A 24,231-nucleotide genomic window follows, 5' to 3' on the forward strand; every position below is an offset into this window, starting at 1 on the left:
ACGTGCATTAGAGCAGGACGAGGTCGTCGCGGTGCACCACTTCACGCTGGTACGCCGCCCCCAGCTCGCGCTTGAGGTCGTGCGAGGTGCGCCCGAACAGGTCGGGGATCTCCTCGGCGTCGAAGTTCACCAGCCCCCGGGCCACCGGTACCCCGTTGGGGTCGACGAGGTCGACCGGGTCGCCGGCGACGAACGAGCCGGTGACCCCGGTGACGCCGGCCGCCAGCAGCGACGCCCGGCGCTCGGTGACCGCGCGTACGGCGCCGGCGTCGAGCACCAGCGTGCCCAGCGGCTCGGTGGCGTGCGCCAGCCACAGCAGCCGGGTCGGGCGGCGCTTGCCCGTCGGGTGGAACAGGGTGCCGACCGGGTCCCCGGCGAGCGCGCTGGAGGCCTGGTCGGCGGCGGTGAGCACCACCGGGATGCCGGCACCGGTCGCGATCCGGGCCGCGTCGACCTTGGTCCGCATGCCGCCGGTGCCCAGCGCGCCGCCGGCACCCACCTCGATGTGGGCCAGGTCCTCGGAGCTCACGACGGCCGGGATGATCCGGGCGCCCTCCCGCGCCGGGTGCCCGTCGTACAGGCCGTCGACGTCGGAGAGCAGCACCAGCAGGTCGGCGTGGACGAGGTGCGCGACCAGCGCGGCCAGCCGGTCGTTGTCGCCGAACCGGATCTCGGAGGTGGCAACGGTGTCGTTCTCGTTGACGATCGGGAGCACGCCGAGCTCGAGCAGCTTGGCGAAGGTCTGGTAGGCGTTGCGGTAGTGCGAGCGCCGGGTGACGTCGTCGACGGTGAGCAGCACCTGGCCGGCGGTCACCCCGTGCCGCGCGAGCTCCTCGGTGTAGCGGTGCACGAGCAGCCCCTGGCCGACCGACGCGGCCGCCTGCTGGGCCGCGAGCGCGCGCGGACGACGGGCCAGGCCCAGCGGCGCGAGGCCGGCGGCGATGGCACCGGAGGAGACCAGCACGACCTCGGCGCCGCGGGCGCGGACGGCGGCGAGCACCTCGACCAGCCGGCGGACCCGGGCCGGGTCGATGCCGCCCTCCGCGGTCGTCAGCGACGACGAGCCCACCTTCACCACGATCCGGCGCGCGCCGGTCACCTCGGCGCGCAGGCCCGCCTCCGTGCTCATGCCCGGCCGTCGCCAGGCTCGTCGCCCGTCCCGACCTGGCCGGGGTCGTCCTCGCGCCAGTCGGGGTCGTCCTCGCCGCCGATCTCGTACGACGTGGGGCCGTAGGTCTCCGGCCGGTCCAGCCGTCGCGCCACGTCGGCACGCGTCTCGGTCTCGCTCCGCTCGTCCATCGCCTCGTCGATCCTGCGTCGGCGCTGGGCGGCAGGACGGGACTCGTCGAAGCGCTGGTCCTCGCCGCGGCGGCCGAGCATCTCCGCGCCGGCGTCGATGCCGGGACGGAAGTCGAAGACGACCGCGTTGTCGGGGTGCCCGATCAGGACGGTGTCGCCCTCGACCGCGCCGAGCGCCAGCAGCTTCTCCTCGACGCCGAGCCGGTTGAGCCGGTCGGCCAGGAAGCCCACCGCCTCGTCGTTGCTGAAGTCGGTCTGCCGGACCCAGCGCTCGGGCTTCTCGCCGCGCACGCGCCAGCCCTCGCCGGTCTCCTTGACGGTGAACTCGGCGCCGCCGGTGGCGGCCGGCGGGCGGATCACGATGCGCTGCGCCTCGGCCACCGGACGCGCGGCCCGGGCTGCGGTGACGATCTCGGCCATCGCGAAGGTCAGCTCGCGCAGGCCCTCGCCGGACGCCGCGGAGACCTCGAACACCCGCATCCCGCGCTCGCGGAGCTCGTCGACGACGAACGACGCGATGTCGCGACCGTCGGGCACGTCCACCTTGTTCAGCGCGACCAGCCGCGGCCGGTCCTCCAGGCCGCCGTACCGGGCGAGCTCGGACTCGATGATGTCGAGGTCTTCGACCGGGTTGCGGCCCGGCTCGATGGTGGCGGTGTCGACGACGTGCACGATCGCGGCACAGCGCTCGATGTGGCGCAGGAAGTCGTGGCCGAGACCGCGGCCCTCGGCCGCGCCCTCGATCAGGCCGGGCACGTCGGCGACCGTGAAGGTCACGTCGCCGGCGCGGACCACGCCGAGGTTCGGGACCAGGGTGGTGAACGGGTAGTCGGCGATCTTGGGCCGGGCCCGGGAGATCGCGGCGATCAGCGAGGACTTGCCGGCGCTGGGGAAGCCGACCAGGCCGATGTCGGCGACCACCTTGAGCTCGAGCACCACGTCGAGCTCGTCGCCGGGCTCCCCCAGCAGCGCGAAGCCGGGGGCCTTGCGCTTGGCCGAGGCCAGTGCGGCGTTGCCGAGGCCGCCCCGGCCGCCCTGGGCGACGACCAGCTCGGTGCCGGGGCCGACCAGGTCGGCGAGGACGGTGCCGCGACCGTCGGCGACCACGGTGCCGTCGGGGACCGGCAGCACCAGGTCGGAGCCGTGCGAGCCGTTGCGGTGGCCGCCGGCGCCGTGGCCGCCGTGCTCGGCGCGGCGCTTCGGGCTGTGGTGGTAGTCGACCAGCGTCGTCACGTCGGGGTCGACCCGCAGGATCACCGAGCCGCCGGGGCCGCCGTTCCCACCGTCGGGTCCGCCGAGGGGCTTGAACTTCTCACGGTGCACCGAGGCCACGCCGTTGCCACCGCGGCCCGCTGCGACGTGCAGCGTGACCCGGTCGACGAAGGTGGGGACGGCCATGGGTGCTCTCTTCCGGTGCAGGGGTCTCAATGACACGAAGGGCGTCCCGGCTTCTCGGGACGCCCTTCGATGAGGTTCTGGTGTCAGACGCGCCGGGTCACTCGCCCGGGACGATGTTGACGACACGACGGCCGCGCTTGCGACCGAACTCGACCGCGCCGCCGACCAGGGCGAACAGGGTGTCGTCACCGCCGCGGCCGACGCCGCTGCCCGGGTGGAAGTGGGTGCCCCGCTGGCGCACGATGATCTCGCCGGCGTTGACGGTCTGGCCGCCGAAACGCTTCACGCCGAGCCGCTGCGCGTTGGAGTCGCGACCGTTCTTGGTGGACGCGGCGCCCTTCTTGTGTGCCATGAGTTCAGTCCTTCGGGGTGGATCCTGTGAGCAGGGCTCAGAGGGAGATGTCGGTGACCTTGACCTGGGTGTACTTCTGGCGGTGACCCTGGCGCTTCTTGTAGCCGGTCTTGTTCTTGTACTTCTGGATGACGATCTTCGGGCCCTTCGTGGCACCGAGGACCTCAACCGTCACGGACGCCTTGCCGAGCTTCTTGGCGTCGGAGGTGACCTTCTCGCCGTCGACGACGAGCACCACCGGAAGGGTCACCGACTCGCCGACCCCGGTCTCGACCTTGTCGATCTCGATGACGTCGCCCACGGCAACCTTCTGCTGGGTGGCGCCAGCGCGCACGATCGCGTACACCGCGGTCTCCTTCGTCGAATCTCTACTGCGTCACAAGCCTCTGCCCTGCAGCTCTCGCTCGCACGCTCGCGGCGCCGGGGAACCGGCGTACGGCGGGTGGAGGGCCAGCAGGATGGGTGCGCGGATGCACACCGAGGGTCAATAGTACGGATCCGCCGCCCGCACCGCAAAACGGGTGACCGCCGCCCGCTACGGTCTCCGGCATGGACCGGACCCTCCGCGCCGACGGCCTCCACAACGCCCGCGACCTCGGCGGCCTCCCCCGCCTGGGCGGTGGCGAGACCCCCGCGGGCGTGTTCTTCCGCTCCGAGAACGTCGACCACCTCACCAGGCAGGGTTGGGAGCAGGTCCACGACGCCGGGATCCGCACCGTCGTCGACCTCCGGCAGCAGGTCGAGCGCGACCGCGATGCCACGCCCCGGCCGGACTGGGTGCACGCGGTGCACGTCGACCACGACGGGCTCGAGAACGCGGGGTTCTGGGCCGACTTCTGGGAGAACGGACTGGTCGGGACCGCGATGTACTACCTCCCCCACCTCGCCGCCATGCCCGAACGGACCGTCGCCGCGGTCTCGGCGGTCGTCTCCGCGCCGCCCGGTGGCGTGCTGATGCACTGCATGGGCGGCCGGGACCGCACCGGCCTGATGTCGCTGGTCCTGCTCACCGCGGCCGGTGTCGAGCCCGACGCGATCGTCGACGACTACCTCGAGACGGTCCGGGTCGGCGACCCGCGCGCCGCCACCGCCAACCGCAACGAGGCCGAGGACCAGATCGCGGAGCTGTGCGCGCAGTTCGGCACCTCCACCGAGCAGGCGTTCCGCGACGCCCAGACCGGCCTCGACCTCGACCGGGTCCTCGACGACGGTGGGATCACCTCCGCCGACCGGGAGGCGCTGCAGACCTGGCGTGGGACGCTCGACCGCGCCTGAGACGGTGCGGCCCCCGCGCCGTCGTACGGCTGCAATTGCAGGGTTGTGACAGGTCGGCCGGCCCGCGCACTGTCACACGGCCGCAATTGCGCGGTTGTGGCACGTCCGTCGTCCCCGCGCAACGTCATACGGCTGCAATTGCAGGGTTGTGACACGTCCACCTGAGCTCGACGTGTCATACGGCTGCTATCGCGCGGTTGTGACAGGTCGGCCGGCCCGCGCCGTGTCATACGGCCGCGATTGCGGCCGCGTGACGGCGGCGCCGGCGGTCCGGGCGGCCCGGACCGCCGTACGGCGGCACGGGCGGCCGTACGCCGGTCAGCGCTTGCGTGAGCCCTTCTTCTTGATCGGCACGTGCAGCTCGGGGTGGTGCTCGGGCGCCACCGCGGGCTCGACGTCGACGGTGCCGGGCTCGACCAGGCCGTCCGCCGGGGGCTGCCCGGAGCCGGCCGGGGGCGCGGCCTCGGCGAGGGACGGGATGGGTACGTCGCCGGTCGCCTCCGGAGCGCTGGCCGAGCTCGGCGGGCCCGCTGGGCGGCTGGCGCTGCGGCGGCGGGTACGGGTGATCACCTTGGGCGGCTCCGGAGGAGCGGCCGGGGCCATCGGCTCGGCAGGAGCCTCCTCCGCTGCCTCGGGCGCGGTCGCCGCCTCGGGCCCGGCCAGGGACTCCGTCGACGTCTCGGAAGCAGCCTCGGACCGCGTCTCGGCCGGCGTCTCGGCTCGCGTCTCGGCCGGCGTCTCGGCTCGCGTCTCGGCCGGCGTCTCGGCCGGGGTCTCGGTCACCTGCTCGGCCTCGGCGGCCGGAGCGACGTCGGCGGGCTCGGAGGAATCCGCGGACCCCGGCTCCTGGTCGGTCTCCCGACCGGACCGGTCCGCCTGGTCCGACTGGTCCGACCGGTCCGCCTGGTCCGCCTGGTCCTGCTCGGCCGGGCGCGCGGCGCCACCCCGACGGGAGGCCGAACGCCGCGACCGCGAGCGGGACGGGCGGCGCTCGCCGTCATCCGGAGCACCAGCGGTGTCGTCGGCCGCAGCCGTCCCGCCAGTCGTGTCGGCGCTCGTCTCGGCGCTGGTCTCGGTAGAGGTCGCGGTGGCCGGCTCGGGCGTCGCCACGTCGGCGGTCTCGCCGGTCGGCTCCTCGCCGGCGGCCGCCTTGTCGGCGTTCTCCGCCTTGGCCACCGCAGCGACGTCCTTCGGCGACGGCGACTTGGTCGCAGTGCCGCCGGTGCCGCCGGTGCCGCCGTTCGACGACGACTCGTCGGAGCCACGACCGCGGCCGCCGCGGCTGCGGCGCGCACCGCCCCGGCGCCCGTCGTCGTCGGTCTTCTTCGGTTCGACGGGCATGTCGTGCACGATCAGGCCGCGGCCCTGGCAGTGCTCGCAGTTCTCGCTGAACGCCTCGAGCAGACCGGTACCGATCCGCTTCCGGGTCATCTGCACGAGGCCGAGCGAGGTGACCTCGGCGACCTGGTGCCGGGTCCGGTCGCGGCCGAGGCACTCGACGAGGCGGCGCAGCACGAGGTCGCGGTTCGACTCGAGCACCATGTCGATGAAGTCGACGACGATGATGCCGCCGATGTCGCGCAGCCGGAGCTGGCGGACGATCTCCTCCGCGGCCTCGAGGTTGTTCTTGGTGACCGTCTCCTCGAGGTTGCCGCCGGAGCCGGTGAACTTGCCGGTGTTGACGTCGACGACGGTCATCGCCTCGGTGCGGTCGATGATCAGCGAACCGCCCGACGGCAGCCACACCTTGCGGTCGAGGCCCTTGGCGATCTGCTCGTCGATGCGGTACGTCGCGAACACGTCGCCGCCGTTCTCGGTGCGCTCGAAGCGCTCGAGGCGGTCCTCGAGGTCCGGCGCGACGTGGGAGACGTAGCCCTGCACGGTGTCCCAGGCGTCGGCGCCCTCGATGACCAGCTTGCTGAAGTCCTCGGTGAAGAGGTCGCGGACGACCTTGAGGGTGAGGTCGGGCTCGCCGTACAGCAGCTTCGGTGCCCCGCCGGACTTCGCCTTGGCCTCGATGTCCTCCCAGCGCGCCTTGAGTCGCTCGACGTCGCGGGTGAGCTCGTCCTCCGAGGCGCCCTCGGCCGCGGTGCGCACGATCACGCCGGCGGTGTCGGGGACGATCTCCTTGAGCAACGTCTTCAGGCGGGTGCGCTCGGTGTCGGGCAGCTTGCGGGAGATACCGCTGGTGGTGCCGTCCGGGACGTACACCAGGAAGCGACCGGCCAGGCTGATCTGGCTGGTCAGGCGGGCGCCCTTGTGCCCGACCGGGTCCTTGGTGACCTGGACCAGCACGGACTGGCCGCTGGACAGCACCGACTCGATCTTGCGCGGGGAGCCGTCCTTGTGGCCCAGCGCCGACCAGTTGACCTCGCCGGCGTACAGCACCGCGTTGCGGCCCTTGCCGATGTCGATGAACGCCGCCTCCATCGAGGGGAGGACGTTCTGGACGCGGCCTACGTACACGTTGCCGATGAGCGAGGTCTGCGACTCCCGGCTGACGTAGTGCTCGACGAGCACCTTGTCCTCGAGCACGCCGATCTGGATCAGGTCCTCGCGCTGGCGGATGACCATGACCCGGTCCACCGCCTCGCGGCGGGCGAGGAACTCGGCCTCGCTGACGATCGGGGCCCGACGGCGGCCGGCCTCGCGGCCCTCGCGGCGGCGCTGCTTCTTCGCCTCGAGGCGCGTGGAGCCGCTGACCGCGGTGATCTCGTCCTCGGCGTTGCGGACCTTGCGGACCCGGGTGACGGTGTTGGCCGGGTCGTCCCCGGCGTCGCCGCCGTCCTCGCCCGCCCGGCGGCGGCGCCGGCGGCGCCGGCTGCTGGTGGACTCGCCGGACTGGTCGTCGCCCTGGTCGCCCTGGTCCGCGACCTCGCCGGAGTCGTCGGCGGCCTCGGCGTCGTCGCCCTCGGAGGCGTCGCCGTTGTCGTTGTCGCCGGACCGGCGGCGGCGACGACCTCCGCGACGGCGGCGGCGGCGCGGACCGCCACCCTCGCCGTCGGTGTCGCCCTCGCCCTCTTCGGCGTCGGCCGACTCGTCCGCGCTGTCGTCCGCGGCGTCGTCGGCGGTCCCGGCCCGGTCGTCCTGGTCGCGACGCTGGCCGCGACCGCCCCTCTGGCCCGACCGCTGGTCGCGTCCGGACTCGTCGACGGTCTCGGTGTCGGTGTCCGTCGCCTCGTCCGCGGCGGCCTTCGGGGACCCCTTCCCGGGCCCCTTGCCGGAGCCCTTGCCGGAGCCCTTGCCGGTCTTCGCCGAGGATCGGCCCGTCGCGTCACCGGCGGTGTCACCGGCCGCGTCACCGGCAGCCTCGTCGGAGGTCTCCGCAGCCGCGGCCTTGCGGGTACGGCGGGCGGGTGCGGCGGCCACGTCGGGCGCCTGGAAGAGCAGGGCCGCCGCCGGGGCTGCGGACGGGGTCTCCGCGGCCGGCTCCGCGGCGGCAGGGGCCTCCACGGCCTCGGCCACGGTGTCGCTCGCGGCATCGGCGGGCGTCTTCGCGGTCTTCTTCGCGGCCGCCTTCTTGGCCGGGGCCTTCCTGGCGGTCTTGTTCTTCGGCGCCGCCTCGCCCTCGGTGGCGTCCGCGACGGCCGCAGCTGCCGGGGTCTCCGCCGAAGCCTCGCCGGCTTCGGCGGCGAGGCCGGCCGGGGTCTCGGCCGGGGCGGCGGCCTTCTTGGCGGTGGTCTTCTTCGCGGCCGCCTTCTTGCCCGGGGCCTTCTTCGCGGCCGCCTTCTTCGCCGCCTTCTTCGCCGCCCTCTTCGCCGGCGGGGCGTCCGCACTGCCCTCGGCGGGCGTCTCGCCGCCGGCCGGCGTGTCGGCCGGCTGCGAGGCTGGTTCGGCCGGGGTGTCGGTGGTGACGTCCTGCGACGTCGTGGTGGTGTCGTCGTCGAGCATGGTGCTCTCCTACGCGCCGGCCGCCTTCGGGGACCTGCGCTGTCCGACGCCGTCCGCCCATGGGCGGCGACGCTAAGCCTTCGTGTGGCGACGAGCCCTCCGCATGGCGTCAGTGCACCCCGGGTTCGTCACCTACCGCGGTCGCCGGGCCGGATCTGTGTCGCTGTCACCGACACAGGGGCCGCGTCGCGGTCTGGTGCGAGACCCTGGGCCTCACCGTGCCGGACCGTCATGGTCTCGGCGAGAACGTCGTCGGGTCGGTGTGGCGCGGACGAGCCTGTCAGGGACGGCCGCAGCACGGTGACCTGTCGGCGAGTATCGCACACGGTGCCCGAAATCACGCCACTCCCAGGTCAGGCCAGCGGGTCCGACACCGTTCCCTCGGGGGTCAGCCGGCCCTGTGCGAGCCGGGTCAGCAGGACCCCGTCGCCGGGTTCCAGACCCGCCACCTCGGCCATGCCCGAGAGCACGTCGTCGGGCCGGACCGCGGGTACGCCGTGGCGCACGACCACGTCCACCCGGGCCCCGCGCTCGTGCGGCTCGGCGGTCATCGAGACCACGGCGGCCCGGCAGTCGAAGCTGCGCAGCCCCTTCTTGGTCATCCGCTGCACCTCGATCCCGGGCGCGTCGAGGAAGGCGCCGACGGCGGCCGCGACGTCGTCGTACGGCGCGGGTACCTCGATCTGCCAGCGGCTCGCCTCGAGCAGGTCGGCCAGCGACCCGCCGGGCGACTCGACCACCTCGAGCACGTCGAGCCCGTCGGGGAGCGCCTCGGCGAGGCTGGCGTGGATGTCCGCCGGGTCGACCACCTCGGCGAGCGCGATCTCGAGGTACTCCGCCTCGCTGGCCGACCCGGTCGGCGCCGCGCCGGCGTAGGAGATGCGGGGGTGCGGGTTGAAGCCGGAGGAGTACGCCATCGGCACCCGGGCCCGGAACACGGCCCGTTCGAACGCCCGGCTGAAGTCGCGGTGGCTGGTGAAGCGGAGCCTGCCGCGCTTGGCGTAGCGGATCCGCAGCCGCTGGACCGGGGGCGCCTGCTGCTCGGGCTGTTCACGGGGAGACACGCCGGAACGATAACGGCGTCAGGGCAGCAGCGCCGATTTCATCTGATGGGAGGAGTAGACGGTGGAGATCCGCACCCCGTCGAGCCAGGCCGTGAGCCGCTCCGCCTCCACGTCGAGCGCGGCCCGGCCGTCAGCGCCGACGTCCTCGCGGAGCACCACCTGCACGACCGCGTCGTCGTCCTGGACCCAGCAGCCCACCACCCGGCCGTCCCACCAGGCGGTGGTGCCGCCGTTGCCGTTGCTGTCGAAGAGGTAGGGCGTGTGGCGGGGCTCGAGGTAGAAGTCGCGCTCCTTCCACCCCATTGTGGTCGGGTCGAGCACCGGCAGCAGCGCCGCCCACGGCTCGACCGCGGGGGTGCCGTCGAGGTCGTCGGGCAGCAGCCAGCCGGTTGCGCCGCCGTCCAGCGACACCTCGACCGCGCCCAGGGTGGCCAGCGCCTTCTTCACCGCGCCCACGGTGGAGCCGAGCCACCACTGGAGGTCGCGGATCGTGCCGGGCCCGAACGTGGCCAGCCAGCGCCGCACCAGCTCGGCGTACCCCTCGTCCTCCGGCAGCGGCTGGGCGCCGGCGCCCAGCCAGCGGTCCATCGGCGTCCACAGGTGCCGGCTGACCCGCCAGTGGCCGTCGTTGCCGCCGCGGACGATGGCACCGGAGACGCCGAGCAGCGTGAGCACCCGGGGCGCGATCGGCACGTCGCCGCCCCACTTGGTGCCGGGCGCGACGGAGACCGTGCCGGCGACCTCGGGCACCCGGGCGCGCACCTCGGTGGTCGTGAGCCCCCGATCCTCGCCCTCGAGCACGGCGAGCACCGCCGCACAGGCGGCCTCCAGCCACGCCTCCCCGTCGCCCGCGTGGGCGGCGGCGAGGCCGGAGGCGGCGGCGTCCCGGGCGATCTTGCGACGCTCCTGGCCGGCGACCCGGGCCGACGCGCTCCCCCACGCCGCGGGGAGCAGGTCGCGCGGGAAGACGAAGAGCGTGCGGCGCATCGCGAGCTGGCGGACCAGCGACCGGTCGTCGAAGAGTGCCGCGTCGATGTCGGAGACCTTGATCCCCTCCACCCGCTGTGCCACCGAGAGGTAGACCGTCGGCGGCTCGGTCGCGTGCAGCACGGTCATCGCGCGGGTGGCGGCGACAGCGTCCTCGAGCCGGTGGGCGGGCGCGATCCCGTGCCGGAGGGCGATCCGGTCGCGACGTTCCTGGTCTCCGACGTGGCGCACGAGGGCATCATGCCCGGCAGCACCGACAGCCTGCGCGACCCCGCCGGGAGCGGTTCCGGGCGGTGCGTTTCTTGTGCCCCGGACGGGGGCACCGTTCGGATAGTCTGCGACCGCATTGCCGCGCGTGCGGTCGCCCGATCCACCTCGGAAGGTCAGTGAAGATGTCGAACCAGCCGCCGTACCCCGGATCGCCCGAGCAGGGCGGGGACGAGCCGACCCGGTACAAGGGCGGCGACCAGCCGGGCGAGCAGCGGGGTCAACAGCAGAGCCAGCAGGGCCAGCAGGGCCAGCAGGGCCGACCGGGCGAGCAGGCGGGCAGCCCCGGGCCGCAGCAGGGCCAGCCGTACGGCGGCCAGCCGGGGCAGCCGTATCGCGGTCAGCCGGGGCAGGGCGGACAACCCGGCCCGTACCCCGGGCAGCAGGGAGGCCAGTACGGGCAGAACCCCTACGGCCCGCCGGCGGGGCCGAACCCCTACGGCCAGCCGCAGCAGAACCCCTACCAGCAAGGCCCCTACGGCCCGCCGCCCGGGCAGAACCCCTACGGCCAGCCCCCGCAGCAGCACAACCCCTACCAGCAGAGCCCGTACCCGCAGCAGAATCCCCCGCAGCAGCCCGTGTGGCAGGGCCACCAGGCGCCGCAGCAGCAGTACGGCCAGAGCGGGCAGCAGTGGGCACAGCAGCAGTACGCCCAGCCGCAGCAGCAGAAGCCGCGGAAGAAGTGGCTGGTCCCGGTGATCGCGGTGGTGGCGATCCTGCTCGTGGTGGGTGGCGTAGTTGCCGCGCTGGCGCTCACCGGCGGCGACTCGGCTGCCGGGGTGGCGGTGGACGACCTGTCCGAGGGCGACTGCCTGGTCAGCTCCGACATCGCCGGCGCGAGCGACTCGATCGGCGACATCGAGACCATCGACTGCGGCAAGGACCACGACGCCGAGGTGTTCGCGACGTACGACGTGAGCGGGGACGAGGCCGACGACTTCAGCCTGGACGCGGCCGGGTCGAAGTGTGTCGACGAGCTGCCCTCCAGCACCACGCTCGACGACCTGGAGTCCGACGGCAACGAGGTGCGGCCGCTGGTGGGCAGCGACAGCCCGGCGGAGGGCGACCAGGTGGTCTGCTTCATCCGCAACAGCGACGGCGACCCGCTCACCGACTCCGCGCTCTGAGAGGCTGCTCCCGATGACGCAACCGCCCTCCTGGCCCGGCTCGGGCAACGACGGCTCCGGCGACGGCAACGGTTCCGGCAACGGTTCCGGCAACGGTTCCGGCAACGGTTCCGGCAACGGGGCCGAGGACGACCGGACCCGTATCGCCGGCCAGCCCACCCCCGGCCAGCCCTCCGGACAGCCTCCCGGGCAGCCGGGCTCCGGCCAGCAGCCCCCGTCGTACCCGCCGCCCCCGACGCACCAGGAGTACGGCCGCACGAGCGACCAGCCGCCGGCGTACGGCGACTACGGGCAGCCGGCGTCGGGCCAGCAGCCCTACGGTCAGCCCGGCTACGGCCAGCCCGGTCAGCCGGGCTACGGGCAGCAGCCCTACGGCCAGCCGGGCTACGGTCAGCCCTACCCGCAGGGCGGCCAGTACGGCGCCTGGCAGGGCGGCAACGACGCGAAGCGAGGCACCAACGGCACCTCGATCGTGGCGTTCGTGCTCAACCTGACCCCGTGCGGCCTCGTGGTGCCGGGCTGGGTGTGCGCGGGGATCGGTCTGCGCCAGATCCGCCGCGACGGCACCAAGGGCCGCTGGATGGCGGTGACCGCGATCGTGCTCGGCTTCGTGTGGCTCGCGGCGTTCGTGGCCGGCGGTCTCGGCCTCAAGTACTTCGTCGACCAGTTCGTCACCGTCGACACCGCGCAGGTCGGCCAGTGCGTCGACACGGACACCACCTCGGACAACGAGGTCACGCTGATGAAGAGGGACTGCACCGAGTCCCACGACGCCGAGGTCGTCGCCGTCGGCACCCTCGACGAGGAGAACATGGCGAACCTGCTCCAGGGCGAGCAGACGTTCTGCGAGTCGGTCTACGAGGGCGACGCGGACCTCGACGGCTTCCGCTGGCAGGCGATCGCCGAGGACGTGCCCCCGCAGCGCGGCGACAAGTTCGTGTGCATCGTCGAGCCGAACGACGGCTCGAAGCTCACCGAGCCGGTCGGCTGAGCGTCCAACGGCCGCCATTGGACGGGCGCTCGGGGTCGGCGCCCTGTCACAACCCCGCAATTGCAGCCGTATGACACGTCCTGGACCGTTGGAACTGTCACAACCCCGCAATTGCAGCCGTATGACACGTCCTGGACCGTTGGAACTGTCACAACCCCGCAATTGCAGCCGTATGACACGTCGGGGACCGTTGGAACTGTCCCGAGCCCGCAATTGCAGCCGTACGACATGCCCGGCGCCGTGCCGGACTGTCACAACCCTGCAATTGCACCCGTATGACATGGCGCAGCGCCCGGACCATGCACTCGGGCTGCAATGGCGGCCGAACGACGCCCGGCCACCCGGAGGGCCGTCTCAGACGACCGACAGCGGGAGCAGCTTGCGGCCGGTCGGGCCGATCTGGATCTCGGTGTTCATCTCCGGGCACACGCCGCAGTCGTAGCACGGGGTCCAGCGGCAGTCCTCGACCTCGATGTCGGCACCGTCGGCGGCGGCGAGGGCGTCCTCCCAGTCGGCCCACAGCCAGTCCTTGTCGAGGCCGGAGTCGAGGTGGTCCCAGGGCAGCACCTCGTCGTACTCCCTCTCGCGGGTGGTGAACCAGTCGAGGTCGATGCCGGTGCCGGCCAGGCCGCGCCCGGCGGCCTCCATCCAGCGGTCGTAGGAGAAGTGCTCGCTCCAGCCGTCGAAGCGGCCGCCGTCGCGCCACACCTCCTCGATGATCCGGCCGACCCGGCGGTCGCCGCGGGAGAGCAGTCCCTCGATGATCCCGGGCTTGCCGTCGTGGTAGCGGAAACCGATCGCGCGGCCGAAGCGCTTGTCCTCGCGCACCGTGTCTCGGAGCTTGCGCAGCCGCTCGTCCGTGGTCTCGTGGTCGAGCTGCGCGGCCCACTGGAACGGCGTGTGCGGCTTGGGCACGAAGCCGCCGATGGAGACCGTGCAGCGGATGTCGTTGCGGCCGGAGACCTCACGGCCCTTGGCGATCACCTTCTTGGCCAGGTCCGCGATCGCGAGCACGTCGTCGTCGGTCTCGGTGGGCAGGCCGCACATGAAGTAGAGCTTCACCTGCCGCCAGCCGTGGGAGTACGCCGTGGCGACCGTGCGGATCAGGTCCTCCTCGGTGACCATCTTGTTGATCACCTTGCGCATGCGCTCGGAGCCGCCCTCGGGCGCGAAGGTCAGGCCGGAGCGGCGGCCGTTGCGGGAGAACTCGTTGGCCAGCGTGATGTTGAAGGCGTCCACCCGGGTCGACGGCAGCGACAGCGAGACGTTGGAGCCCTCGTAGCGGTCGGCCAGCCCGGAGGCGATGTCGCCGATCTCGGTGTGGTCGGCGCTCGAGAGGGAGAGCAGGCCGACCTCCTCGAAGCCGGACTTGCGGATGCCGTTCTCGACCATGTTGCCGATGGTCTCGATCGACCTCTCGCGCACCGGCCGCGTGATCATGCCGGCCTGGCAGAAGCGGCAGCCGCGGGTGCAGCCGCGGAAGATCTCGACGCTGAACCGCTCGTGCACGGTCTCCGCGAGCGGGACCAGCGGCTTCGCGGGGTACGGCCAGGCGTCGAGGTCCATCAACGTGTGCTTGGTGACCCGGGCGGGCACGCCCGGACGGTTGGGTACGACGCCCTCGATCGCGCCGTCGTCGGCGTACGCGACGTCGTAGAACTTCGGGACGTAGACCCCGCCGCTCGCCGCCAGCCGGCGCAGCACCTCGTCGCGGCCGCCGGGCTCGCCCTCCGCCCGCCACTCGCGGATCACCTCGGAGATCGCGAGCACGATCTCCTCGCCGTCGCCGAGCACGGCGGCGTCGAGGAAGTCCGCGACCGGCTCGGGGTTGAACGCGGCGTGGCCGCCGGCCAGCACGATCGGGTCCTCGTCGGTGCGGTCGACCGCGTGCAGCGGGATGCCGGCGAGGTCGAGCGCGGTGAGCATGTTGGTGTAGCCGAGCTCGGTGGAGAAGCTCAGGCCGAAGACGTCGAAGGCACGCACCGGGCGGTGGCTGTCGACGGTGAACTGCGGGATCGGGCCCTGTGCGTCGCCCGTGCGCATGACCTGCTCCATGTCCGGCCACACGGCGTACGTGCGCTCGGCGACGATCCAGTCCCGTTCGTTGAGCACCTCGTAGAGGATCGCGACGCCCTGGTTGGGCAGGCCGACCTCGTAGGCGTCGGGGTACATCAGCGCCCAGCGGACCGTCGGCCCCTCGGGCGCGCAGTCCCAGTCCTTGACCGTGGAGTTGAGCTCGCCGCCGACGTACTGGATCGGCTTGGAGACGCCCGGCAGGCGCGGCTCCAGGCGTGCGAAGACGGACTCGGGGGCACGGTGGTCGAGACCCGCGGACACTGCTGCACCTCGGTGTGATCGGGGGGAAGGACGACCCCCAAGGTTACGTCAGCCCTTGACGTACGAGAACTTCTCGCAGATCAGCCCGTCCCGGAACCGGAGCACGTCGACGCCGCGGACGTGGCCTTCCGTGCCGTCCTCGTCGATCCAGTCGTAGCGCCACCGACTGGTCGCCCGGTCGCCGCAGTGGAAGGTGTCCTCTTCCGTGAACTTCGCGTCGGGTGAGCCCGTGAACAGCCGGATCCACTGCTCACGCACCGCACCGGCGCCCTCGTGGCGGACCCCGTCCGGGGCCGGACCGGTCGACTCGAACACGCAGTCGTCGGTCATCTCGGCCATCATCGCGTCGACGTCGTGCCGGGCGGTGGCCTTGCCGAAGCGGGTCAGGCAGGCGTGGTTCGGGCCCCAGTGCGGGTCGCGCCCGAACGCCGCGAGCAGCCGGGACTGCGGGTCGGCCTCGGCCGGCGGGCGCGCCGCGATCGCGCCGGCCTGGCGGTAGAGGTCCTCCCGCTCGGCGAACCACGCCGCCACCTCGGTCACCAGGTGCGGGTCGAGGCGCGGGTCTCCCCCGGTCGCCACCGCGATGTCCCACCCGTGGATCAGGTGGTCGGCGGCGAGCTGGAGGACGTACTCGTCGGCCTTCTCGTCGCCGTACGACAGGTGGACGGTGCCGTGCTGCGGCAGCGTCTGCGCGACGGTCTCCTTGGCTTCCCACGCCGCGTCGAGCGCGCGCCGGATCGGCTCCTCACCGAGCAGGTCGCCGTCGAAGCGGTCCCCCACGTCCGCGATCGTGCTGCCGCGCATCAGGGGCGTGGTCCACAGGTCCTCGCCGGCGACGTGGTTCGCGAGGTCACGGACGGTCCACTCGGTGCACGGGGTGGGCGCGTCCCAGGCGTCGGCGGGTACGGCGTTGACCCGGTCGGCCCAGCTCTCGACCGTCCGGTGGTACAGCGTGTTCAGGTCCATCAGAGTGCTCCGCTCTCGAGCGTGATGCGTGCCTCGCGGACCCACCAGTCGAGGTCCGCCCGTTCCCGAGCCCGGACCGCGGGGTCCGGGTTGTCCACGATGTCCAGCGCCTTGTTCCAGCCCAGCCACACGAGGGCGGCGAGCAGGGCCAGCCGCATCGCCTGCTCGTCGTACGCCGGGCCGGCGGCGTGGGCGTACGTCGCCAGCACCTCCTCGCGGCTCGGCTCGATGACCGAGGAGCATCCGGCCACGAACCGGGCGACGTCGAGGGCGCCCGGCGCCGCGCAGGGCATCGCCCAGTCGAGCAGCACCAGCTTCTCCTCCTCGAACGCCATGTTGACGGTCGCGAGGTCGCCGTGCGCCAGCGTCACCGGCCGCGCGGCCAGGGCGCGGGCCAGCGGCGCCAGGTCGTCCAGCAACGCCAGGACCGGGTCGGCCACGTCGGCGGGGACGCAGTCGGGGAAGAGCTCCCAGCCGCGCAGCGCGAGGCCGACCAGCGGGTTGCGCTCGCGGTCGACGGGCGCCATCGTCCGCGGCGCGAACAGGGCCAGGACCCGTTCCAGTGGCGCCAGCCCGGACGGAGCGTGCCCGAGGTAGGCGCGGTGCAGGGCGGCGACCCGTCCCAGCGCCCACCGGCACTCGGCGCTGCTCAGGTGCCGTCCCCAGGTGAGGACCCGGTGGCCGAGGTCGCGCATCGCCACGACTGTCGTACCGTCCTCGACCCAGGTGTCGACGATCGCGTGCCCGACCCCTTCCGGGAGCCGGGCGAGCGCACCGGTGTGCCAGAGCACGTGCTCCCAGCCGACGTCGCCGCCGGTCAGCGCCAGCGTCAGGTCGCTCTGCGGGGTGAACCGCTTCACCACGAGGGCGCGCCCGTCCGCGAGCCGCACCCGCTCCAGGCCGGCACCCGACTTGCCCTCGTGCCCTGCCAGCGCGACGCGCTCGACGGCGTCCAGCAGGATCTCCCCTGCCACTCCTCCACCGTGGCACCGCGGCCGTCCGGGCGCCATGGCCCGTGCGGGCCGACCACCCCCGGCCCCCTAGGGTGGGGCCATGACCGTGACCGGGGGCCGTTCACTTCTCTCCTGGGCCACGGTGGTCCCGCTGGTCGCGCTGGTGGCCCTGCTGAGCATGTGGAGCCTGCACCCGTCCGACCCGATCGTCCTCACGGTGCTGGCCGCGCTGCTCGTCGGCGCGGTGCTCTCCGCGGTGCACCACGCCGAGGTCATCGCGCACCGGGTCGGCGAGCCGTACGGCTCCCTGATCCTCGCGGTCGCGGTCACGGTCATCGAGGTCGGGCTGATCGTGATGCTGATGACCAGCGGCAGCGAGAGCACCAGCACCTACGCCCGCGACACGGTCTTCGCGGCGGTGATGATCACGCTCAACGGCATCGTCGGCGCCTCGCTGCTGGTGGGCGCCCTCAAGCACCGCCTGGTCAGCTTCAACCCCACCGGCACCGGGAGCGCCCTCTCGACCGTGGTCGCCCTGGCTGGCCTCACGCTGGTGCTCCCGAGCTACACCACCTCCGGCGAGGGGCGGACCTACTCCGCCTCGCAGCTGGCGTTTGCCGCGATCGCCTCGGCCACGCTGTACGTCTCGTTCGTGCTCACCCAGACCGGCCAGCACCGCGACTTCTTCCTGCCGGTGTCGGCGGACGAGTACGGCCGGATGACCGGCGTCCTCGACGAGGACGGCGACGACCACGCCGACCCGCCGTCCGCGGCGGTCGCGTGGCGCAGCCTCGCCCTGCTGCTCGCTGCCCTGGTCTCGGTGGTCGGGCTGGCCAAGCTGCTCTCGCCGACCATCGAGGACGCCGTAAGGGCGCTCGACCTGCCATACGCCGTGGTCGGTGTCGTGATCGCGCTCATGGTGCTGGCGCCCGAGTCGATCGCCGCGATCCGCAACGCCTCCCGGGACCGGGTCCAGATCAGCCTCAACCTGGCCTACGGCTCGGCGATGGCCTCGATCGGCCTGACGGTGCCGACCATCGCGATCGCGATGATCTGGATCGACGGTCCGCTCGAGCTCGGCCTCGAGCAGACCCACGTCGTGCTGCTCGCGCTCTCGGTCATCGTCGCCGTGCTCACCGTCGTCCAGGGCCGGGCCAAGGCCCTCCAGGGCATCGTGCACCTGGTCCTCTTCGCCGCCTTCCTCTTCCTCTCCATCTTCCCCTGACCCCTCCCCCGCCGAGGTGCCCGGTCTTGATGCCCGAGGTGCCCGGTCTTGATGCCCGAGGTGCCCGGTCTTGACGCCCGAGGTGCCCGGTCTTGATGCCCGAGGTGCCCGGTCTTGATGCCGGAGCTGCCCGGTCTTGCACGAGCGGTCACGTCTTGCGCACCCAGTGGCCAGCTGTTGCGATGGCGCGCAGTTCCTGGCCGCTCGACGCGCAACTTCTGGCCCCTCGGCCATCAAGACGGGGCCCTTGGGAGCGCAATTGTGGGCACTTCGGCGGGGTGGGGTCAGCGGGGGACGAGGATCCGGGGGCTGGCGTTGGTGAACCGGGTGGGGAGGGTGGCGGCGGAACGCAGGTGGATGTTCTGGAGCAGGCCGAGCGCGAGCATGCCGGCGAACATCGAGGAGCCGCCGTACGAGACGAACGGGAGCGGGACGCCGGTGACCGGCATGATCCCCAGGCACATGCCGATGTTCTGGAAGGCCTGGAAGCCGAACCAGCAGGCGATGCCGGCGGCGGCGACCCGGCCGAACATGTCCTGCGCGCGGGTCGCGATCACCAGCGCGCGCCAGATCACGATGGCAAGCAGGCCGATCAGGATGCCGGCGCCGACCAGGCCGAGCTCCTCGCCGGCGACGGTGAAGATGAAGTCGGTGTGCTGCTCGGGCACGAAGCCGGCCCGGGTCTGCGAGCCGTGGAAGAGCCCCTGCCCGAAGACCCCGCCGTTGCCGACCGCGATCCGGGCCTGCTCGACGTTGTAGCCGGCGCCGCGCGGGTCGAGAGCCGGGTTCGTGAACGCCATGAAGCGGTCGACCTGGTAGTCCTTGAGAACGCCGGCCGAGACGGCGACCGCGGCGGCGACGATGCCCGCCAGACCGAGCCCGCCCAGCCAGCGGCGTGGCGCCCCCGAGGTGGCGAGCACGCCGAACACGGTGGCGGTCAGCACCAGCATGGTGCCGAGGTCCGGCTGCAGCAGGATGAGTACGGCGGGCAGCCCGGCGATCGCGAGCATCCCCACCACGTCACCGGTGCCGACCTGGCGTCGCCAGGACCCCTCGGAGCGCTCGGCCACCAGCAGCGCCATCCCGATGACCACCGCGAGCTTCGCGAACTCCGACGGCTGGATCGACATCCCGCCGAGCATCAGCCACGACCGCGAGCCGTTGATCGTCGAGCCCATCACCAGCACCAGCACCAGCCCGACAACGGACGCCACGTAGACCAGCGGAGCCACGATCCGTACCCAGCGGTGATCGGTGGCCATCACCAGCACCATGAGCACGACGCCGATGGCCACGTTGACCAGCTGCTTCTTGAGGTACGCCGTGGGGTCGCCGCCGGTGAGCGAGTCCCGGGGGGCGGTCGCCGACCACACCAGCAGCGTGCCGAGTGCGACCAGCGCCAGCGAGGCCAGCATGAGGATCCAGTCGACCCCGGCGGCACGGCGGCTCACGACGCGTCCTTCCCGCGCCGGGGCGGCAGGATCGCGCCGTCGTCGGCGAACACGGGCAGCCCCTTGCCCGCGACCACGCCGGGGATCGCGGACCGGTCCGCCTCCACCTGCTCGCCGTCGACGCCGTACAGCGACTCCCAGATCGCGCGCACCGCCGGCCCGGAGGTGCCGGAGCCGGTGCCGCCCTGGCTGACCATCATCACCACGACGTAGTCCCTGGTGTACGACGCGACCCACGAGGTCGACTGCTTGCCGTAGACCTCCGCCGAGCCGGTCTTGGACCGGATCGTCACGGTGTCGAGCGGGAAGCCGCCCATCCGCCAGGCCATCGTGCCCTGCCGGGTGACGCCCTGCAGCGCGGTGTCGATGTAGTCGATCACCGTCTGCGGGACCCCGACCTTCGCCTGCACCTTGGGCTTGATCCGCTTCACCAGCCGGCCCTCGGGGTCGACGATCGCCTTGCCCACGCGGGGCTCGTAGAGGGTGCCGCCGTTGGACAGCGCGGCGTACGCGCGGGCCAGCTGGAGCGGGGTGACGATCGTGTCGCCCTGCCCGATCGCGAAGTTCACCGCGTCACCGGCCCGGTAGGCGTAGCCCTCGAGGCAGAACTCGCGCGAGAACCGGCGGAGGAAGTCCGAGGCGTCCTTCGGCGGCTTCTTCGCGAGCTTGCAGTAGTAGTCCTTCTGCGACTCGTAGTACGCCCGCTTCCACTTGCGGTCCGCGATCCTCCCCGATGCCTCGCCGGGGAGGTCGATCCCGGTCTCCTTGCCGAAGCCGAACGTCTTGGCCTCCGAGACCAGCGGGTCCTTGGCGTTGACGTCGTCGACGTCGGAGCCGTAGCGGCGCCAGTAGTCGTAGCCGACCCGGTAGAAGAACGTGTTGCACGAGACCTCGAGCGCCTTGTCGAACCCGATGAAGCCGTAGGCGCCGGACTCGTAGTTCTTGAACGCGCGGTTGCCGACCTGGAACGCCGACGAGCAGTTCAGCCGGGTGTCCGGGCCGTAGCCGTGGGTCAGCGCGCCCGCGGTCATCACCGGCTTCCACGTCGAGCCGGGCGCGAACTGGCCCTGCGTGGCCCGCGACAGCAGCGGGGTGCCGGCCTTCTCGGAGTAGAGGCGGCCGAGCTGCTTCTTGCTGATGCCGCCCACCCACACGCCCGGGTCGTACGTCGGCTGGCTGGCCATGGCGACGATCCGCCCGGTCCTCGCCTCCATGACCACGGCGGCGCCGGAGTCGGCGACGTAGTGCCGGTCGGTGACCGGGTCCATCGTCTGCCGCGCGGTCCTGATGGTCTGCGCGAGCTGCTTCTCGACCACCGACTGCACCTTCGCGTCGATGGAGGTGACCAGGGTGTCGCCGGGACGGCCGGTGTCGGCGCTGTCCTCCCCGAGCACCCGGCCCATGGAGTCGACGGCGACCCGCTGGTAGCCGGGCATCCCGCGCAGCCACCGGTCGTAGGACTTCTCGACGCCGGCCCGCCCGACCTGCGAGGCGCCGTTGACGGACACGTCGCTGTCGGCCTCGGCGGCATCGAGCTCGGACTCGGTGATGGGGCTGAGGTAGCCGAGCAGGTGCGCCGCGTTGACGCCGTACGGCTCGGGGTAGGAGCGCAGCGACTGCTGGGTCGCCACCACCGCCGGGTAGTCCTCCCCCTGCTCGAGGATCCGCAGCGCCACCTTCTGCGGCACGTCGGTGGCCACCGGGATCGGCTGGTACGGCGACCCGTTCCAGCACTTCCCGGACACCGCGCCGGCGTCGCCGCAGTTGAGCAGCCGGGACCGGATCTCGGCCGGCCGCAGGTCGACCGCACGGGCCAGGCGGCCGACCAGCGTGCGCTGCTCGTCGTCGGAGAGCTTGCCGAGGACGGTGCGGTCGACCGAGACCACCCACGCGCTGCGGTTGGCGACCAGTGGCCGCCCCTGCGCGTCGACGATCAGGCCGCGGTCGGGCTGCACGACGATCTCGCGGATCGACTGCGAGGCGGCCTTGGCCTGGTAGTCCTCGCCGCTGGCCACCTGGAGGAACCACAGGCGCGCGAAGAGGGTGGCGAACAGCGAGAAGACCAGCGCCTGCACCACGATCAGGCGCAGGCGGCTCTTCTCGGACGGGGTGACGGCCATCAGTACGCGACCTCGGCCGGCTGGAGCCGGCGGAACAGGGCCATCACCGGCGGCAGCACGAACGGCGTGAGCAGCACGTCCCACACGACCGCCACCAGGATCACCTGCAGCATCTCGGGCACGGAGACCACGGGGTCGTGCAGCACCAGCCCGGACAGCGCGAACACGGAGGTGCCGACGAACGACGACGCCGCCACGGTGAGCACCACCGATCCGGCCGTGGGCCGGAGGTCCTGCCGCACCCGGCCGGCGACGTACCCCACGACCACGAGCGCCAGCGCCCAGCGGCCGGCGATGTGGTCGGCCGGTGGGGCGAGGTCGATCGCGACACCGGCGACGAAGCCGAGGACGGCGGCGAACTGCGGGCCGCGGACCAGCGCGGCCGCGACCACGACCAGCAGGGCGAGGTTGGGCACGACGCCCTCCCACGCGAAGTGCGGGAACAGGCTGACCTGGAGGACCACGGCCAGGCAGACCACGGAGAACGCGACCAGCGCGCGCAGCAGGCTCATCGATGGTGACCCCCGTCCGCCTTGATCACGCCGCGGCCGGTCCGGGCGCCGTCGGGCACGACCACCCCGACCAGGTCGAGGGAGGTGAAGTCGACCAGTGGCTCGACCACCGCGCGGCGGGAGGTCTCGCGCGGGCTGCTGTAGACCGCGGTCACCTTGCCGATCGGGATGCCCGAGACGTACGGCGCGCCCCCGTCGCTGCCGAACGTGCTCACCACGTCGCCGGGCTCGGCGACCACGGAGTCGTCGACCAGCTCGAGGTCGAGCGGCGACTGGGTGCCGGTGCCGCGTCCGCGGAGCACGCCGATCTCCATGCTCGAGCCCAGCCGCCCGCCCACGACGGAGTCGGCGTCGACGACGAGCACCACCGTCGCGGTGGTGCGGGTGGCGCGGACCACCCGGCCGACCAGGCCGTCGTTGTTGAGGACGGTCATGTCCGCGTGCACGCCGGAGCTGGTGCCGGCGTCGATGGTCACGGTGTGCGAGAACGACTGCCGCGGCCCGAGCGCGATCACGTTCGCGGGGACCAGCGAGTAGCCGGTAGAGCGGGCGGTGCGGGTCAGGCCCTCGAGCTCGGCGAGCCGGTTGCGGTCGAGGTCGGCGGTGTCGACCTCGCGGCGCAGCCCGGCGTTCTCGGTCTGGAGGCGATTGATCTCCTCGCGCAGGTCACCCTTGGACCGGAAGTACGACGGCACGGCGGTGAACGGCCGCACGAACGCCGACGTGGTGCTCTCCACCGGGCCGAACCCCTCCCCCACGGCGCGGCGTACCGGCTCGACCGGCGAGTCGCTGCCTCCGCGTGCGTCGAGGGTGATCAGGGTGACCGACGCGAGCACCAGGGCGACCAGCACCGAGCGCCTCGGGCGGTCACCCGCCTCGAGGCGCCCCTTGCTCTTCCAGCGCTTCTCCCCCATCAGTCCGTCCCCAGGCTCTGGTCCATCAGAAGCGCCTCGGCTCCGAGACCAGCACCTGCTGGAGGGCCTCGAACTCCTCGACGCACTTGCCTGAGCCGAGCGCGACCGAGGTCAGCGGGTCCTCGGCGACGTGCACGGGCATGCCGGTCTCGTGGCGGATCCTCTCGTCGAGGCCGCGCAGCAGCGCGCCGCCACCGGTGAGCACGATGCCGCGGTCCATGATGTCGCCGGCCAGCTCGGGCGGGGTCTGGTCGAGGGTCGACCGGACCGCGTCGACGATCATGTGCAGTGGCTCCTCGAGGGCCTGGCGCACCTCGGCACTGGACACCACGACCGTGCGGGGCAGGCCGGAGACCATGTCGCGGCCGCGGATCTCCGCCTCCGGCTCGCTGGTCAGCGGGAACGCCGACCCGAGCGTCATCTTGATCTCCTCGGCGGTGCGCTCGCCGAGCATGAGGGAGTACTCCTTCTTCATCCAGGCGATCACTGCCTGGTCGAGGTCGTCGCCGGCGGTGCGGATGCTGAGCGAGGTGACGATGCCGCCGAGGGAGATCACCGCGACCTCGGTGGTGCCGCCGCCGACGTCGACGACCATGTTGCCGGTGGCCTCGTGGACGGGCAGCCCGGCGCCGATCGCCGCGGCCATCGGCTCCTCGACGATGTAGACGCGGCGGGCGCCGGCCTGGTAGCCGGCCTCCTTGACCGCGCGCTGCTCGACGGCGGTGATGCCGCTGGGCACGCACACCACGAGCCGCGGCTTGGCGAAGTAGCGCCGCCGGTGCACCTGCTGGATGAAGTAGCGCAGCATCTGCTCGGTGGCGTCGAAGTCCGCGATGACGCCGTCCTTGAGCGGCCTGATCGCGGTGATGTTGTCGGGGGTGCGGCCGATCATCCGCTTGGCCTCGTGCCCCACGGCGAGGATCTCGTTGGTGGTCGAGTTCAGGGCGACCACCGACGGCTCGTCGAGCAGCACACCCTTGCCGCGGACGTAGACCAGCGTGTTGGCGGTGCCGAGGTCGACGGCCATGTCGCGGCCGATCAGACTGTTCGCCATGCGCGGGTACCTCTGTGACTCGTGGGGAAGATGAGACGAGCGTAGGTT

Annotated in this window: 19 protein-coding genes; 4 read left to right on the plus strand and 15 right to left on the minus strand. The window is 72.5% G+C overall.

Annotated elements, in window-relative coordinates; all coding sequences use genetic code 11:
- Nucleotides 1-7: 7 nt before the first annotated feature.
- The 4 genes from proB to rplU all read right to left on the minus strand — a co-directional run bounded on the left by proB (nt 8) and on the right by rplU (nt 3,395).
- Nucleotides 8-1,129, minus strand: coding sequence for a glutamate 5-kinase (gene proB / locus EKO23_RS00505; protein WP_134712977.1), 1,122 nt, complete (start codon nt 1,127-1,129; stop codon nt 8-10).
- Nucleotides 1,126-2,697 (minus strand): GTPase ObgE, encoded by a 1,572-nt coding sequence (obgE, locus tag EKO23_RS00510; RefSeq protein ID WP_134712979.1) that lies wholly within the window; start codon nt 2,695-2,697, stop codon nt 1,126-1,128. The genes proB and obgE overlap by 4 nt, the downstream gene beginning before the upstream one ends.
- 97 nt (nt 2,698-2,794) lie before the next feature.
- The gene (gene rpmA / locus EKO23_RS00515; protein ID WP_134712981.1) at nt 2,795-3,049 is read right to left on the minus strand and encodes a 50S ribosomal protein L27; all 255 of its coding nucleotides are present in this window, start codon (nt 3,047-3,049) and stop codon (nt 2,795-2,797) included.
- 37 nt (nt 3,050-3,086) lie between these two features.
- Nucleotides 3,087-3,395 (minus strand): 50S ribosomal protein L21, encoded by a 309-nt coding sequence (gene rplU, locus EKO23_RS00520; protein WP_134712983.1) that lies wholly within the window; start codon nt 3,393-3,395, stop codon nt 3,087-3,089.
- Between the two features lie 203 nt (nt 3,396-3,598).
- Between rplU and EKO23_RS00525 the strand changes: the two genes are divergently transcribed.
- On the plus strand, nt 3,599-4,324 hold the full coding sequence (locus tag EKO23_RS00525) for a tyrosine-protein phosphatase (RefSeq protein WP_134712985.1): 726 nt from the start codon (nt 3,599-3,601) through the stop codon (nt 4,322-4,324).
- A gap of 318 nt (nt 4,325-4,642) precedes the next feature.
- Here EKO23_RS00525 and EKO23_RS00530 read toward each other — a convergent pair whose 3' ends face one another.
- From EKO23_RS00530 to EKO23_RS00540, 3 genes are all read right to left on the minus strand, one after another.
- Nucleotides 4,643-8,215: an Rne/Rng family ribonuclease gene (locus EKO23_RS00530; RefSeq protein ID WP_134712987.1), complete on the minus strand. Its 3,573-nt coding sequence runs from the start codon at nt 8,213-8,215 to the stop codon at nt 4,643-4,645.
- 353 nt (nt 8,216-8,568) lie between these two features.
- Nucleotides 8,569-9,279 (minus strand): TIGR03936 family radical SAM-associated protein, encoded by a 711-nt coding sequence (locus EKO23_RS00535; protein WP_134712989.1) that lies wholly within the window; start codon nt 9,277-9,279, stop codon nt 8,569-8,571.
- 18 nt (nt 9,280-9,297) lie between these two features.
- Complete coding sequence (locus tag EKO23_RS00540) at nt 9,298-10,497, minus strand: winged helix DNA-binding domain-containing protein (protein ID WP_134712991.1); 1,200 nt, start codon at nt 10,495-10,497, stop codon at nt 9,298-9,300.
- A gap of 161 nt (nt 10,498-10,658) precedes the next feature.
- Here EKO23_RS00540 and EKO23_RS25745 point away from each other — a divergent pair, with 161 nt between their 5' ends.
- Together EKO23_RS25745 and EKO23_RS26375 are read left to right on the plus strand one after the other, a co-directional pair.
- Nucleotides 10,659-11,660, plus strand: a complete 1,002-nt coding sequence (locus EKO23_RS25745) for a hypothetical protein (RefSeq protein ID WP_134712993.1) — start codon at nt 10,659-10,661, stop codon at nt 11,658-11,660.
- 13 nt (nt 11,661-11,673) lie between these two features.
- Nucleotides 11,674-12,651 carry a DUF4190 domain-containing protein gene (locus EKO23_RS26375; RefSeq protein WP_175582638.1) on the plus strand — a complete coding sequence of 326 codons (978 nt, stop codon included), beginning with the start codon at nt 11,674-11,676 and terminating at the stop codon, nt 12,649-12,651.
- A gap of 354 nt (nt 12,652-13,005) precedes the next feature.
- Here the strand turns inward: EKO23_RS26375 and EKO23_RS00560 are convergent, their stop codons facing one another.
- Genes EKO23_RS00560 through EKO23_RS00570 form a run of 3 tightly spaced genes read right to left on the minus strand, consistent with a single transcriptional unit; the run spans nt 13,006 to nt 16,928 of the window.
- Nucleotides 13,006-14,988 (minus strand): TIGR03960 family B12-binding radical SAM protein, encoded by a 1,983-nt coding sequence (locus EKO23_RS00560; protein ID WP_134712995.1) that lies wholly within the window; start codon nt 14,986-14,988, stop codon nt 13,006-13,008.
- Nucleotides 14,989-15,036: 48 nt separating this feature from the next.
- On the minus strand, nt 15,037-15,954 hold the full coding sequence (locus EKO23_RS00565; RefSeq protein WP_134712997.1) for a TIGR03086 family metal-binding protein: 918 nt from the start codon (nt 15,952-15,954) through the stop codon (nt 15,037-15,039).
- On the minus strand, nt 15,954-16,928 hold the full coding sequence (locus tag EKO23_RS00570) for a hypothetical protein (RefSeq protein ID WP_134712999.1): 975 nt from the start codon (nt 16,926-16,928) through the stop codon (nt 15,954-15,956). Before EKO23_RS00570 ends, EKO23_RS00565 begins: the two co-directional genes overlap by 1 nt.
- Nucleotides 16,929-17,007: 79 nt before the next feature.
- On the opposite strand from EKO23_RS00570, the gene EKO23_RS00575 reads away from it, so the two are divergent.
- Nucleotides 17,008-18,132 carry a calcium:cation antiporter gene (locus tag EKO23_RS00575; RefSeq protein WP_134713001.1) on the plus strand — a complete coding sequence of 375 codons (1,125 nt, stop codon included), beginning with the start codon at nt 17,008-17,010 and terminating at the stop codon, nt 18,130-18,132.
- 284 nt (nt 18,133-18,416) lie between these two features.
- Here the strand turns inward: EKO23_RS00575 and rodA are convergent, their stop codons facing one another.
- Genes rodA through EKO23_RS00600 form a run of 5 tightly spaced genes read right to left on the minus strand, consistent with a single transcriptional unit; the run spans nt 18,417 to nt 24,183 of the window.
- Nucleotides 18,417-19,583, minus strand: coding sequence for a rod shape-determining protein RodA (rodA, locus tag EKO23_RS00580; protein WP_246050827.1), 1,167 nt, complete (start codon nt 19,581-19,583; stop codon nt 18,417-18,419).
- Nucleotides 19,580-21,703, minus strand: coding sequence for a penicillin-binding protein 2 (gene mrdA, locus EKO23_RS00585; RefSeq protein WP_134713003.1), 2,124 nt, complete (start codon nt 21,701-21,703; stop codon nt 19,580-19,582). The genes rodA and mrdA overlap by 4 nt, the downstream gene beginning before the upstream one ends.
- A complete protein-coding gene (gene mreD, locus EKO23_RS00590; protein ID WP_134713005.1) occupies nt 21,703-22,215 on the minus strand; it encodes a rod shape-determining protein MreD in 513 nt (170 codons plus the stop codon). The genes mrdA and mreD overlap by 1 nt, the downstream gene beginning before the upstream one ends.
- A complete protein-coding gene (gene mreC / locus EKO23_RS00595; protein ID WP_134713007.1) occupies nt 22,212-23,129 on the minus strand; it encodes a rod shape-determining protein MreC in 918 nt (305 codons plus the stop codon). The genes mreD and mreC overlap by 4 nt, the downstream gene beginning before the upstream one ends.
- A 25-nt stretch (nt 23,130-23,154) precedes the next feature.
- A complete protein-coding gene (locus EKO23_RS00600) occupies nt 23,155-24,183 on the minus strand; it encodes a rod shape-determining protein (protein ID WP_134713009.1) in 1,029 nt (342 codons plus the stop codon).
- Nucleotides 24,184-24,231 lie beyond the last annotated feature (48 nt).

The sequence above is a fragment of the Nocardioides guangzhouensis genome (assembly GCF_004519545.1).
Taxonomy (GTDB): Bacteria; Actinomycetota; Actinomycetes; order Propionibacteriales; family Nocardioidaceae; genus Nocardioides; species Nocardioides guangzhouensis.